This is a genomic window from Streptomyces xantholiticus (genome assembly GCF_014651015.1).
GTDB classification, from domain to species: domain Bacteria; phylum Actinomycetota; class Actinomycetes; order Streptomycetales; family Streptomycetaceae; genus Streptomyces; species Streptomyces xantholiticus.
In genome coordinates this window covers 100,072-113,606 of record NZ_BMWB01000004.1, presented here as the reverse complement: position 1 = coordinate 113,606, position 13,535 = coordinate 100,072, and the positions used below count along the sequence as shown (strand labels likewise).

General features: G+C 70.7%; 14 protein-coding genes. All 14 read left to right on the top strand.

Translation table 11 applies throughout. The features are described from left to right. The first annotated feature begins 1 nt into the window (after nucleotide 1). Nucleotides 2–421, top strand: coding sequence for a DUF6167 family protein (locus IE198_RS09055; RefSeq protein ID WP_189884576.1), 420 nt, complete (start codon nucleotides 2–4; stop codon nucleotides 419–421). Continuing rightward, nucleotides 421–3,090, top strand: a complete 2,670-nt coding sequence (alaS, locus tag IE198_RS09050; RefSeq protein WP_189884574.1) for an alanine--tRNA ligase — start codon at nucleotides 421–423, stop codon at nucleotides 3,088–3,090. The genes IE198_RS09055 and alaS overlap by 1 nt, the downstream gene beginning before the upstream one ends. After that, nucleotides 3,090–3,560, top strand: coding sequence for a Holliday junction resolvase RuvX (ruvX, locus tag IE198_RS09045; protein ID WP_189884573.1), 471 nt, complete (start codon nucleotides 3,090–3,092; stop codon nucleotides 3,558–3,560). The genes alaS and ruvX overlap by 1 nt, the downstream gene beginning before the upstream one ends. A gap of 102 nt (nucleotides 3,561–3,662) precedes the next feature. Next, nucleotides 3,663–5,405: an endolytic transglycosylase MltG gene (gene mltG, locus IE198_RS09040; protein WP_189884570.1), complete on the top strand. Its 1,743-nt coding sequence runs from the start codon at nucleotides 3,663–3,665 to the stop codon at nucleotides 5,403–5,405. Further along, a complete protein-coding gene (locus tag IE198_RS09035) occupies nucleotides 5,405–6,247 on the top strand; it encodes a shikimate dehydrogenase (protein WP_189884568.1) in 843 nt (280 codons plus the stop codon). Before mltG ends, IE198_RS09035 begins: the two co-directional genes overlap by 1 nt. A 38-nt stretch (nucleotides 6,248–6,285) precedes the next feature. Continuing rightward, complete coding sequence (locus IE198_RS09030) at nucleotides 6,286–6,615, top strand: hypothetical protein (RefSeq protein ID WP_189884566.1); 330 nt, start codon at nucleotides 6,286–6,288, stop codon at nucleotides 6,613–6,615. Between the two features lie 137 nt (nucleotides 6,616–6,752). Continuing rightward, complete coding sequence (gene aroC / locus IE198_RS09025) at nucleotides 6,753–7,937, top strand: chorismate synthase (RefSeq protein ID WP_189884565.1); 1,185 nt, start codon at nucleotides 6,753–6,755, stop codon at nucleotides 7,935–7,937. A gap of 29 nt (nucleotides 7,938–7,966) precedes the next feature. Continuing rightward, entirely contained in the window at nucleotides 7,967–8,449 is a 483-nt protein-coding gene (locus IE198_RS09020) for a shikimate kinase (RefSeq protein ID WP_189885086.1), read from the top strand. Continuing rightward, nucleotides 8,446–9,540, top strand: coding sequence for a 3-dehydroquinate synthase (gene aroB, locus IE198_RS09015; RefSeq protein ID WP_189884563.1), 1,095 nt, complete (start codon nucleotides 8,446–8,448; stop codon nucleotides 9,538–9,540). The genes IE198_RS09020 and aroB overlap by 4 nt, the downstream gene beginning before the upstream one ends. Beyond that, nucleotides 9,537–9,977: a type II 3-dehydroquinate dehydratase gene (gene aroQ, locus IE198_RS09010; protein WP_189884561.1), complete on the top strand. Its 441-nt coding sequence runs from the start codon at nucleotides 9,537–9,539 to the stop codon at nucleotides 9,975–9,977. The genes aroB and aroQ overlap by 4 nt, the downstream gene beginning before the upstream one ends. A gap of 173 nt (nucleotides 9,978–10,150) precedes the next feature. Continuing rightward, nucleotides 10,151–10,957, top strand: a complete 807-nt coding sequence (locus IE198_RS09005; protein ID WP_189884560.1) for a Pro-rich N-terminal domain-containing protein — start codon at nucleotides 10,151–10,153, stop codon at nucleotides 10,955–10,957. Nucleotides 10,958–11,265: 308 nt separating this feature from the next. Then, on the top strand, nucleotides 11,266–12,375 hold the full coding sequence (locus IE198_RS09000) for an aminopeptidase P family protein (RefSeq protein WP_189884558.1): 1,110 nt from the start codon (nucleotides 11,266–11,268) through the stop codon (nucleotides 12,373–12,375). A gap of 67 nt (nucleotides 12,376–12,442) precedes the next feature. After that, nucleotides 12,443–13,009 (top strand): elongation factor P, encoded by a 567-nt coding sequence (gene efp / locus IE198_RS08995; RefSeq protein WP_189884556.1) that lies wholly within the window; start codon nucleotides 12,443–12,445, stop codon nucleotides 13,007–13,009. A 2-nt stretch (nucleotides 13,010–13,011) separates the two neighbouring features. Continuing rightward, nucleotides 13,012–13,440: a transcription antitermination factor NusB gene (gene nusB, locus IE198_RS08990; protein WP_189884554.1), complete on the top strand. Its 429-nt coding sequence runs from the start codon at nucleotides 13,012–13,014 to the stop codon at nucleotides 13,438–13,440. Nucleotides 13,441–13,535: the final 95 nt, after the last annotated feature.

Sequence of the window (13,535 nt, the reverse complement as noted above, 5' to 3'; positions counted from 1 at the left end):
CATGTTCCGCCGCACGTTCTGGTTCACCGCCGGCGCAGCAGCCGGCGTGTGGGCCACCACCAAGGTCAACCGCAAGCTCAAGCAGCTCACTCCTGAGAGCCTTGCCGCGCAGGCGGCGAACAAGGCGGTCGACGCCGGCCACCGGCTCAAGGATTTCGCGCTCGACGTCAGGTCGGGAATGGTCCAGCGCGAAGGCGAACTCGCCGAGGTGCTGGGGCTGCGAGCCTCGGCGGACCCCGAACTCCCCGCGCAGCGGGGGAGGGCGGCGGTCGTGAGGGGTGAGCCCGCGCAGATCACCTACCTGCACGGCAAGACGTCACACCACAAGCCTGCGAAGCACGACAGGCGTTCGAACACCGAGCCCTCGCACGGCGAAGAGCCGTACGGCGAGCACTCGTCCAACCGGAATGAGGACCACTGATGGAGTCGGCTGAAATCCGCCGCCGCTGGCTGAGCTTCTTCGAGGAGCGCGGGCACACCGTCGTCCCTTCGGCGTCGCTCATCGCGGACGACCCGACTCTGCTCCTGGTCCCCGCCGGAATGGTCCCCTTCAAGCCCTACTTCCTGGGTGAGGTCAAGCCGCCCGCCCCACGTGTGACCAGCGTGCAGAAGTGTGTGCGTACGCCGGACATCGAAGAGGTCGGCAAGACCACCCGGCACGGCACCTTCTTCCAGATGTGCGGCAACTTCTCCTTCGGCGACTACTTCAAGGAAGGCGCCATCAAGCTCGCCTGGGAGCTGCTCACCAGCCCCCAGGACAAGGGCGGTTACGGCCTCGACCCCGAGCGCCTGTGGATCACCGTCTACCTCGACGACGACGAGGCCGAGCAGATCTGGCGCGACGTCGTCGGTGTGCCGGCCGAACGCATCCAGCGCCTTGGCAAGAAGGACAACTTCTGGTCCATGGGCGTCCCCGGCCCCTGCGGACCGTGCTCCGAGATCAACTACGACCGCGGTCCGGAGTTCGGGGAGGAGGGCGGCCCGGCCGTCAACGACGAGCGCTACGTGGAGATCTGGAACCTGGTCTTCATGCAGTACGAGCGCGGCGCCGGCGAGGGCAAGGAGGACTTCCCGATCCTCGGTGACCTGCCGAGCAAGAACATCGACACCGGTCTCGGACTCGAACGCCTCGCGATGATCCTTCAGGGCGTGCAGAACATGTACGAGACCGACACCCTGCGCGTCGTCATGGACAGGGCCACCGAGCTGACCGGCGTGCGCTACGGCGCCGACCACGGCTCCGACGTCTCCCTGCGCGTCGTCGCGGATCACATCCGCACCTCCACGATGCTCATCGGCGACGGCGTCACCCCCGGCAACGAGGGCCGCGGTTATGTGCTGCGCCGCATCATGCGCCGCGCCATCCGCAACATGCGGCTGATGGGCGCCACCGGTCCGGTCGTCAAGGACCTGGTCGACGTCGTGATCGACACCATGGGGCAGCAGTACCCGGAGCTGATCACCGACCGCAAGCGCATCGAGTCCGTCGCCGTCGCCGAGGAGGCCGCCTTCCTCAAGGCCCTCAAGAGCGGCACCAACATCCTCGACACCGCCGTCACGGAGACCAAGGCCGCCGGCGGCACCGTCCTCCCGGGTGACAAGGCCTTCCTGCTCCACGACACGTGGGGCTTCCCGATCGACCTCACCCTCGAGATGGCCGCCGAACAGGGCCTGAGCGTGGACGAGGACGGCTTCCGCCGCCTGATGAAGCAGCAGCGGGACAAGGCCAAGGCCGATGCCAAGGCCAAGAAGACCGGTCACGCCAACCTCTCCGTCTATCGCGAGGTCGCCGACACCTCGGGCAGCACCGAGTTCACCGGCTACGGCTCCACCGAGGGCGAGTCGACCGTCGTCGGCCTGCTGGTCGACGGTGTCTCCTCCCCGGCCGCCTCCGAGGGGGACGAGGTCGAGGTCGTCCTCGACCGGACGCCCTTCTACGCCGAGGGCGGTGGCCAGCTCGCCGACCAGGGCCGGATCAAGCTGCACTCGGGCGCCGTGATCCAGGTCCGCGACGTCCAGCAGCCCGTGCCGGGCATCAGCGTTCACAAGGGTGTCGTCCAGGTCGGCGAGGTCACCGTCGGCGCCTCGGCCTACGCCGCCATCGACGTACGCCGCCGCCGCGCCATCGCCCGCGCCCACAGCGCCACCCACCTGACCCACCAGGCCCTGCGCGACGCCCTCGGCCCGACGGCCGCCCAGGCCGGCTCGGAGAACTCGCCGGGCCGCTTCCGCTTCGACTTCGGCTCGCCGAACGCCGTACCCGGCACGGTCCTCACCGACGTCGAGCAGAAGATCAACGAGGTCCTCGCCCGTGAACTGGATGTGCACGCCGAGGTCATGAGCATCGACGACGCCAAGAAGCAGGGCGCCATCGCCGAGTTCGGCGAGAAGTACGGCGAGCGGGTGCGCGTCGTGACCATCGGCGACTTCTCCAAGGAGCTGTGTGGCGGCACGCACGTCCACAACACCGCCCAGCTCGGTCTGGTGAAACTGCTCGGCGAGTCCTCCATCGGCTCGGGTGTCCGCCGTGTCGAGGCCCTCGTCGGCGTGGACGCGTACAACTTCCTCGCCAAGGAGCACACGGTCGTCGCCCAGCTCCAGGAACTTCTCAAGGGCCGCTCCGAGGAGCTGCCGGAGAAGATCGCCGCCATGCTCGGCAAGCTGAAGGACGCCGAGAAGGAGATCGAGAAGTTCCGGGCGGAGAAGGTGCTGGGCGCCGCCGCCGGGCTCGCCGAGGGCGCCAAGGACGTCCGTGGCGTCGCCCTGGTGACCGGCACGGTTCCGGACGGCACGTCCGCCGACGACCTGCGCAAGCTGGTCCTCGACGTCCGCGGCCGCATCCCCGGTGACCGCCCGGCCGTCGTCGCCGTGTTCACCACCGCGGGCGGGCGTCCGCTCACCGTCATCGCCACCAACGAGGCCGCCCGCGAGCGCGGCCTCAAGGCCGGTGACCTGGTCCGTACCGCGGCCAAGACGCTCGGCGGCGGCGGAGGCGGCAAGCCGGACGTCGCCCAGGGCGGCGGCCAGAACCCGGACGCCATCGGCGACGCCGTCGCCGCCGTCGAGCGTCTCGTCGCCGAGACCGCGTGATGGCCATGCGCAGAGGACGTCGGCTGGCGATCGACGTCGGGGACGCCCGGATCGGGGTCGCCTCGTGCGACCCCGACGGGCTCCTCGCCACGCCGGTGGAGACCGTACCGGGACGCGACGTCCCGGCCGCCCACCGGCGGCTGCGTCAACTTGTCGACGAGTACGAGCCGATCGAGATCGTGGTCGGCCTGCCCCGTTCGCTCAGCGGGCGGGAAGGCCCGGCGGCGAAGAAGATCCGTGGCTTCGCCCGGACGCTTGCCCAGGGCGTCAAACCGGTGCCGGTCCGCCTCGTCGACGAGAGGATGACCACAGTGACAGCCACTCAGGGGCTGCGGGCTTCGGGCGTGAAGTCCAAAAAGGGCAGGTCCGTCATCGACCAGGCTGCCGCTGTGGTGATCCTTCAGAACGCTCTGGAGTCCGAACGGGCGTCAGGCGTTGCTCCAGGGGAGGGCATCGAACTGATTGTCTGATCGCGATACGGTAACGTTCCGCGCGATGCGGCGGTGTTCGAACAGCCGCCGCACAGAAAAGAGGCGGATCGTTCCGCGCCGTCTCGCGGCCCTAGGGGATCGATGACTGAGTATGGCCGGGGCCCCGGCTCCGAACCGTGGCATCCCGAGGACCCCCTGCACGAGGACCAGCGGTGGGGAGGGGAGCAGGCCGCGGCCGGTCACGCTCAGTACGGGAACCAGGCGCAGCAGCAGTACCCGCAGCAGGAGCCTTACGCCCAGGAGCAGTACGGCAGTCAGCAGTACGGCAGTCAGCAGTACGGCAGTCAGCAGTACGGAGACCAGCAGTACGGGGACCAGCGGTACGGCGCCCAGCAGGGCGCGTACCAGGACCCGTACCAGCAGCAGGGCGGGCAGCAGTACCAGGACCCGTACCAGCAGCAGCACCACGACGGTGGCTGGGAGACGGGCCGGCAGGCCGCGGTGCCGCACGGCGCCGACCCGTCGGCCACCTACGGCGGTCGCCCGGGCGGTACCGCCGATCAGCAGGGGGACTACTACGGCACGGCCGAGGCCTCCTACCCGCCGCCGCAGCCCCCGGATCGGCGCCAGGCCGCGGAGCGGGAATCGGCCACCGACTGGGATGCCGAGGCCCAGCAGGAGGAGACCCACCCCTTCTTCACGGGCCGCGACGACGATGACGACGGTCGTGACGACGATCCGCGCGACCCGCGCCGGGGCGGCGACGGCCGGGACCGCCGTGGCAAGGGGAAGACGAAGAAGAAGGGCGGCCGCAACGGCCTGGCCTGCCTGCTGGTCGCCGCGGTTCTCACGGGCGGCCTCGGCGCCGTCGGATACTTCGGGTACCAGTTCTGGCAGGACCAGTTCGGCGAGCCCGAGGACTTCGAGGGCACCGGCATCGCCACGACCGTCGAGGTGACGATCCCGAAGAATGCCACCGGCAGCGAGATCGGCAACATCCTCAAGAGCAACGGCGTCGTCAAGAGCGTCGACGCGTTCATCGCCGCCCAGAGCAAGAACCCCGAGGGGGGCTTGATCCAGGACGGCGTCTACATCCTGAAGAAGGAGCAGTCGGCCGAGAGCGCCGTCGAGTCGATGCTCGACCCGGCGAGCCACAACAACCTGGTCATCGCCGAGGGCAGGCGAAACGTCCTCGTGTACGAGCAGATCGACAAGCGGCTCGACCTGAAGGCCGGCACCACCGAGAAGGTGGCGGAGCAGAAGGCGGACAGTCTCGGTCTGCCCGGCTGGGCGAAGAACCACGAGGACGTCAAGGACCCGTTGGAGGGCTTCCTCTTCCCGGCCGCCTATCCGGTCTCCAAGGGCGACAAGCCCGAGGCGATACTCAAGAAGATGGTCGCCCGAGCCAACGCGGAGTACGAGAAGGCCGGCCTGGAGTCGAAGGCGGAGGCTCTCGGTCTTGAAGGCCCCTGGGAACTGCTCACGCTCGCCAGCCTGGTACAGGTCGAGGGCAAGACGCACGACGACTTCCGCAAGATGTCCGAGGTCGTCTACAACCGTCTCGAGCCCACCAACACGGAGACGAACCAGTTGCTCCAGTTCGACTCGGCGTTCAACTACCTCAAGGGCCAGAGCAAGATCGACATCTCCGAGGACGAGATCAACAGCAACCAGGACCCGTACAACACGTACACCCAGAAGGGGCTGACGCCGGGGCCGATCAGCAACCCGGGCAACGAGGCTCTGGCCGCCGCCCTCAACCCGACGGACGACGGCTGGCTGTACTTCGTGGCAACCGACGGCATGAAGAAGACCGAGTTCGCCAAGACGTTCGCCGAGCACCAGAGGTTGGTGGACAAGTTCAACGACTCGAGGGGCAACTGATGTCCCCGTCGCCGTCCCCGGCCCGTAACCGCGCCGCGGTGCTCGGCTCGCCCATCGCGCACTCACTCTCCCCGGTGCTGCACCGCGCCGCCTATGCCGCGCTCGGCCTGACCGACTGGTCCTACGACCGGTTCGAGGTCGACGAGGCGGCGCTGCCCGGGTTCGTCGCGGGGCTCGACGCCTCCTGGGCAGGGCTGTCGCTGACCATGCCGCTGAAGCGGGCGATCATCCCGCTGCTCGACGGGGTCAGCGACACCGCGGCCTCCGTCGAGGCCGTCAACACGGTGGTGTTCACCGAGGACGGCCGCCGCCTCGGCGACAACACCGACATCCCCGGCATGATCGCCGCGCTGCGGGAACGGGGCGTCGACAAGGTGGACTCCGCCGCCGTCCTCGGCGCCGGCGCCACCGCCTCCTCCGCGCTGGCAGCCCTCGCCCGCGTCTGCACCGGTCCCGTCACCGCGTACGTACGCAGCGAGGCCCGGGCCGTCGAGATGCGCGGCTGGGGCGAGCGCCTCGGAGTGGACGTACGCGCCGCCGACTGGTCGGACGCGGCCGGGGCGCTGAGTGCCCCCCTGGTGATCGCCACCACACCGGCCGGCACGACGGACGCCCTCGCCGCCGAGGTGCCGGCCACTCCCGGCACCCTCTTCGACGTGCTGTACGAGCCGTGGCCGACGGCTGTGGCCGAGGCCTGGTCGAGGAACGGCGGCGCGGTGGTGGGCGGACTGGACCTACTCGTCCACCAGGCGGTGTTCCAGGTCGAGCAGATGACGGGGCGCTCGCCCGCGCCGCTCCAGGACATGCGTGAAGCAGGCGAACGCGCGCTCGGTTCTCGCTAAGATCTCCCCGTTCCGACAGAGCAGCGGGGAGAGCAGTCATGGACACCGGTCAGCCGCAGGCATCGATCCTGAAGAGCGTCTTCGAGGGACTGATCCAGTTCCTGCCGGACTGGCTGGAGATTCCGCTCCTGTGCCTGCTGATCGCGTTCATCCTGTTCGGGTGGGTGCAGTCGATCAGGGGGAAGATCACCCGGCGGCGTGCCGCCAGGGCCCCGCAGCCCATGCTCCCGCCTGCGGGCAGCCAGGGCCGGGGCGCCGACCACCTCGGGCAGTACGCCCCCGCCGCCCACCGGCCCGCGCCGCACACGCCGAGCGGTGCGGACTTCCTCGGCGCGTACGCCCCGCAGCAGCGCCGGGACGGCGACTGAGGATCGTCCGCGGACCGTCCGCCTGCTGGACCGGCGACGGTCGGGGGATCCGGACGTGGGAGGATCGGGGTAGGCGGGCCAGGGCCGCGCACCCGGTCGCGCCGTCGCAGTTCGAGGCGCGAGTATGAGGAGCACCGTTGAGCAGGTTGCGTTGGCTGACCGCGGGCGAGTCGCACGGACCGGCACTGGTGGCGACGCTGGAGGGTCTTCCCGCCGGTGTGCCCATCACCACCGACATGGTGGCGGACCACCTCGCCCGGCGGCGCCTCGGTTACGGCCGCGGGGCCCGGATGAAGTTCGAGCGCGACGAGGTCACGTTCATCGGCGGCGTACGGCACGGTCTGACCATGGGTTCGCCGGTCGCCGTGATGGTCGGCAACACCGAGTGGCCGAAGTGGGAGAAGGTCATGGCGGCCGATCCCGTGGACCCCGACGAGCTCGCCCAGCTGGCCCGTAACGCGCCGCTGACCCGGCCCCGGCCCGGCCACGCGGATCTCGCCGGCATGCAGAAGTACGCGCTCGACGAGGCGCGCCCCATCCTGGAGCGCGCGAGCGCCCGGGAGACCGCGGCCCGGGTCGCGCTCGGCGCGGTGGCCCGGTCGTACCTGAAGGAGACGACGGGTATCGAGATCGTCTCCCACGTGGTGGAGCTGGCCTCGGCCAAGGCCCCGTACGGAGTGGTCCCGGTCCCCGCCGACGAGGAACGCCTCGACGCCGACCCGGTGCGCTGCCTCGACGCCGACGCGAGCAAGGCGATGGTGGCGGAGATCGACCAGGCCCACAAGGACGGCGACACCCTCGGCGGCGTGGTCGAGGTCCTGGCGTACAACGTGCCGGTCGGCCTCGGGTCGCACGTCCACTGGGACCGCCGGCTCGACGCGCGGCTCGCGGCCGCTCTGATGGGCATCCAGGCCATCAAGGGCGTCGAGGTCGGTGACGGCTTCGAGCTGGCCCGCGTGCCCGGCTCCAAGGCACACGACGAGATCGTGGCCACGGACGACGGCATCCGCCGCACGTCGGGCCGCTCCGGTGGCACGGAGGGCGGCATTTCCACCGGTGAGCTGCTGCGCGTGCGCGCCGCGATGAAGCCGATCGCGACCGTGCCGCGGGCCCTGAGGACCATCGACGTCGAGACCGGTGAGCCCGCGGCCGCCCACCACCAGCGTTCCGACGTGTGCGCCGTGCCCGCCGCCGGGATCGTGGCGGAGGCGATGGTGGCGCTGGTCGTCGCGGACGCCGTCGCGGAGAAGTTCGGCGGCGACAGCGTCACAGAGACCCGCCGCAACGTCCGTGCGTACCTCGACAACCTCCACATCCGGTGAGCGCGCCGCAGATCGTCCTGGTCGGGCCGATGGGCTCGGGCAAGTCCACGGTGGGCGAGCTGCTCGCCGCGCAGCTGGGCGTGGCCTTCCGGGACACCGACGCCGACATCGTCGCCACGGAGGGCCGCGAGATCTCCGACATCTTCGTCGAGGACGGCGAGGAGCACTTCCGCGCCCTCGAGCGCGCGGCGGTGCGGACGGCCGTCGCCGAGCACACGGGCGTGCTCGCCCTCGGCGGCGGCGCCATTCTCGACGACGGGACCCGCGAGCTGCTCGCGGGCCTGCCCGTCGCCTACCTCTCGATGGACGTGGAGGAGGCGGTGAAGCGCGTCGGCCTCAACACGGCCAGGCCGCTGCTCGCCGTCAACCCGCGCCGTCAGTGGCGCGAGCTGATGGAGGCCCGCCGCCATCTCTACACGGAAGTGGCCCGCGTCGTCGTGGCCACCGACGACCGCACGCCCGAAGAGGTCGCGCAGGCGGTCCTCGACGCACTGGAGCTGAAAGACGTATGACTGACCAGGCAGTGACCCGTATCCAGGTCGGCGGCACGGCCGGCTCCGACCCGTACGAGGTGCTGGTCGGCCGGCAACTCCTCGGCGAGCTGCCGGGACTGATCGGGGAGAAGGCCCAGCGAGTGGCCGTCGTCCACCCCGAGGCGCTCGCCGAGACCGGTGAGGCGCTGCGCGCCGACCTCGCGGGGCAGGGATACGAGGCCGTCGCCATCCAGGTGCCGAACGCGGAGGAGGCCAAGACCGCCGAGGTCGCGGCCTACTGCTGGAAGGCGCTCGGCCAGACCGGCTTCACCCGCACCGACGTCATCGTCGGCGTCGGCGGCGGCGCCACGACCGACCTCGCCGGGTTCGTCGCGGCGAGCTGGCTGCGCGGCGTGCGGTGGATCGCCGTGCCCACCACAGTGCTCGCCATGGTCGACGCGGCCGTCGGCGGCAAGACCGGCATCAACACCGCGGAGGGCAAGAACCTCGTCGGCGCGTTCCACCCGCCGGCCGGTGTGCTCTGCGACCTGGCCGCGCTGGACTCGCTGCCCGTCAACGACTACGTCAGCGGCATGGCGGAGATCATCAAGGCCGGCTTCATCGCCGACCCGGTCATCCTCGACCTCGTCGAGGCCGACCCGCAGGGTGCCCGCACGCCCGCCGGACCGCACACCGCCGAGCTGATCGTGCGTTCCATCCAGGTCAAGGCCGACGTCGTCTCCAGCGACCTCAAGGAGGCCGGCCTCCGCGAGATCCTCAACTACGGGCACACCCTCGCGCACGCCATCGAGAAGAACGAGCGCTACAAGTGGCGGCACGGCGCGGCCGTCTCCGTCGGCATGGTCTTCGCCGCCGAGCTCGGCCGCCTGGCCGGGCGGTTGGACGACGCCACCGCCGACCGCCACCGCACCGTCCTGGAATCCGTCGGACTGCCGCTGACCTACCGCGGGGACCAGTGGCCCAAGCTGCTGGAAACCATGAAGGTCGACAAGAAGTCCCGCGGCAACCTGCTGCGCTTCATCGTTCTCGACGGCCTCGGCAAGCCGACCGTTCTGGAGGGCCCCGACCCCGCGGTGCTGCTCGCGGCATACGGCGAGGTCTCCGCGTGAGCCGCCGGGTGCTGGTGCTCAACGGGCCGAACCTCGGCCGCCTCGGCTCCCGCGAGCCCGACGTCTACGGCGCGACCTCCTACGCGGGTCTGGTGGACACCTGCCAGGCCCTGGGCAAGGAGCTCGGCCTCGACGTGGACGTACGGGAGACGAACGACGAGGGGGAGATGATCCGCTGGCTGCACGAGGCCGCTGACGGTTCGATCCCGGTCGTTCTCAACCCCGGTGCCTTCACGCACTATTCGTACGGGATGCGCGACGCCGCCGCCCAGCGCACGGCACCGCTCATCGAGGTGCACATCTCCAACCCGTACACCCGCGAGGCATTCCGCCACACGTCGGTCGTCGCGGCCGTGGCCAGCGGTACGATCGCCGGCTTCGGCATCGGCTCCTACCGGCTCGCGCTGCGTGCGCTGGCGGAGGAACTCGGTGGCTGAGCAGCCGTGCCGGGCACTTCGAGACGGGCACTTCGAGCCGTTCCCGGCCGTTGACGCCAAGGCGGCCGGGCCGGGCGGCACATCCGAGCCGTGCCAGGAAGGTACCGTTCGGTAGCACGACGGCCACCGGCCGTCCCACCAAGCGTCAGTCGCACGAGACGGAGTGGCACCGGATGCAGCACGCAGTGGGGGCTCCGCTGCCGCCGCCCCACGGACCGGGGCAGGGACCGGCCGGATGGACAAACAGCGCACAGCACCCGGGCCCCGGCCCGGGGCTGCCCGCGGGGCCCCCACCGCCGCCGCACGGCTGGGCAGGTCCGGCGCCGTCGCAGCCCGCGCGTGAGACGACGGGTCACATCCAGCTCCCGCCCGGCGGGCCCGTTCCCATACCGGCGCCGCCCCCGGCGGACAGCGGCACCGGCGCGGCCATGCTGGCCGTGCTGCTCATAGGTCCCGCCGGCGCCGGCAAGACCACGGTGGCACGCCACTGGGCCAACAACCGCCGGGTGCCCACGGCACACATCAGCCTCGACGACGTCCGCGAATGGGTGTGCTCCGGTTTCGCCGACCCCCAGTCGGGCTGGAACGACAACTCCGAGGCCCAGTACCGCCTCGCGCGGCGCACCTGCGGCTTCGCCGCCCGCAACTTCCTGGCGAACGGGATCTCCTGCATCCTCGACGACGCCGTCTTCCCCGACCGCCCCGTCGTCGGCCTCGGCGGCTGGAAGCGCCACGTCGGCCCCGGCCTGCTGCCCGTGGTGCTCCTGCCGGGCCTCGAGATCGTCCTCGAGCGCAACGCGGAGCGCAGCGGGAACCGGCGCCTGTCGGACGAGGAGGTCGCCGGGATCCACGGGCGGATGGCCGGGTGGTACGGGTCGGGCCTGCCGATCATCGACAACTCGAAGTACGACGTGGAGACGACGGCGCGGGTGCTGGACGACGTGCTCGCGCGCGCCATCGCGAGCCCCCCGAGCTGGTAGCCCCGCTCCGCTGCGCGGGGTCATTTCCCCCTGCCAGATCCCGAACCGGCAGACCGGACCCATGCCTCGATGGCCTGCGGGGTTCGGAGGAGCCCGTTCGGCAGACCGAGGACACCGCGCGGATACGGGTCCTGGTGTTCCCACGCCGCCGGGCGTAGGGGGAGGAGCCCGGAGTCCGGTTCCGGGAAGGGCCGGAGACGGGGGGCAGGGCCCGCCGCAGGCGCCACCCGCACCCGCATGCGCCACCGGCCCACCCCGCTCGGCCGCGTCACCGGGCCCCCGGCCCCTGGCCCTCGTAGGCTCGGAGAATGTCTGAGGTGTATGGCGTCCGCCGCGGCCGACTCCGGGACCGGTGCGCCGCGACCGGCAGCGCGGCGGCCCTGATCTCCCGGCCTGCCAACGTCCGCTATCTCGCGGGAGGTGCCCCGCCCGGCGCCGTACTGCTCCTCGGTCCCACGGACGACGTGCTTCTCTGTCCGCGCACGCCGGCCGCCGGCGACCCCGCCGACGGACGCCCGGACGACGGGCTGCGGCTGGTCGTGCTGCCGACGTCCGCCGGCGACGCGGCGGTCGCGGCCGCCGAGCTGGCCCGTACGGACGGCGTCGAATCGCTCGCGGTCGAGGAACACCATCTGACGGTCACCAGGCACCGCGCGCTCGGCTCCGTCGCCCCCCGGCTGCGCCTCGCGGATCTCGGGCTCGCCGTCGAGCAGCAGCGGATCGTCAAGGACGAGGACGAGATCGCCTGTCTGCGTATCGCGGCCGAGATCACCGACCAGGCCCTCGGCGAGCTGCTCGAGTCCATCCTGGTGGGCCGCACCGAGCGGCACCTCGCCCTCGAGCTGGAGCGCCGGCTCGTCGACCACGGCGCCGACGGCCCGGCGTTCCCGACCTCTGTGGCCACCGGCCCCAATTCGGGCCGCGCCGGTCACCGCCCGGGTGACCGCCGGGTCGAGGAGGGGGATTTCCTTTCCGTCTGCCTCGGCGCGAACTACCGCGGCTACCGCTGCGAGATCGGCCGCACCTTTGTGATCGGTACGTCCCCGGCCGACTGGCAGATCGAGCTGTACGAGCTCGTCTTCGCCGCTCAGCGGGCCGGCCGCGAGGCCCTGGTGCCCGGGACCGCGTACCGCGAGGTCGATCACGCGGCCCGCCACATCCTGGACGTGGCGGGCCACACGGAGGAGCTCGCGCCCCGGACGGGGCACGGCGTCGGACTCGAAATCGACGAGGACCCGCAGCTCGCCCCTGCGGCCATGGGTAAACTGGACGCTTGTGTGCCGGTCACCGTCGAACCGGGGGTCCACCTCCCGGGCCGGGGCGGGGTCCGGATCGATGACACGCTCGTCGTGCGCCAGGAGGCGGACGGCGGACCCGAGCTACTCACCATCACGACCAAGGAGCTGCTCGCGCTGTAGCCGAGCTGCGGTGCGGTGCGAAAGCCTTGGTCGTCCACCCAGCGTCAGTCCAGGAGATTCCGCAACCGTGGCTTCCACGAACGACCTCAAGAACGGCATGGTGCTCAAGCTCGACGGAGGCCAGCTCTGGTCCGTCGTCGAGTTCCAGCACGTCAAGCCCGGCAAGGGCCCGGCCTTCGTGCGCACCAAGCTCAAGAACGTGCTCTCCGGCAAGGTCGTCGACAAGACCTTCAACGCAGGCGTGAAGGTCGAAACGGCCACCGTCGACCGGCGCGACATGCAGTTCTCGTACATGGACGGCGAGTACTTCGTCTTCATGGACATGCAGACGTACGACCAGCTGATGATCGACCGCAAGACGGTCGGAGACGCCGCCAACTTCCTCATCGAGGGCTTCGAGGCCAGCGTGGCGCAGCACGAGGGCGAGGTGCTCTATGTCGAGCTGCCGGCCACCGTCGAGCTGACCATCCAGCACACCGAGCCGGGCGTGCAGGGCGACCGTTCCACCGGTGGCTCCAAGCCCGCCACCCTGGAGACCGGTTACGAGATCCAGGTCCCGCTCTTCATCACCACGGGCGAGAAGATCAAGGTCGACACGCGTTCCGGCGACTACCTCGGCCGGGTGAACAGCTAACCGTGGCTGCCCGTAACAAGGCCCGCAAGCGAGCCTTCCAGATCCTCTTCGAGGCCGACCAGCGCGGGGCGTCCGTGCAGAGCGTCCTCGCGGACTGGGTCCGGCACGCCCGTACCGACGAGCGGCAGCCGCCGGTCGCCGAGTACACGATGGACCTCGTCGAAGGGTACGCGGAGCACGCGGACCGGATCGACGAGCTCATCGCCACGTACGCCGTGGGCTGGACGATCGACCGGATGCCGGTCGTCGACCGCAACATCCTCCGGCTCGGCACCTACGAGCTGGTCTGGAAGGACGAGACCCCGGACGCGGTGGTGATCGACGAGGCGGTGCAGCTCGCCAAGGAGTTCTCCACCGAGGAATCGCCGGCGTTCGTGAACGGCCTGCTGGGCCGTTTCAAGGACCTCAAGCCGAGCCTGCGCCGCGACTGACGCGAGTGGGTACCGGTTGCATCAGGCCCGGGGCGCAAGACATGAGTCTTGCGCCCCGGGCCTGATGTCTGTCCTGCCCGTCAGCGGGTTCGACG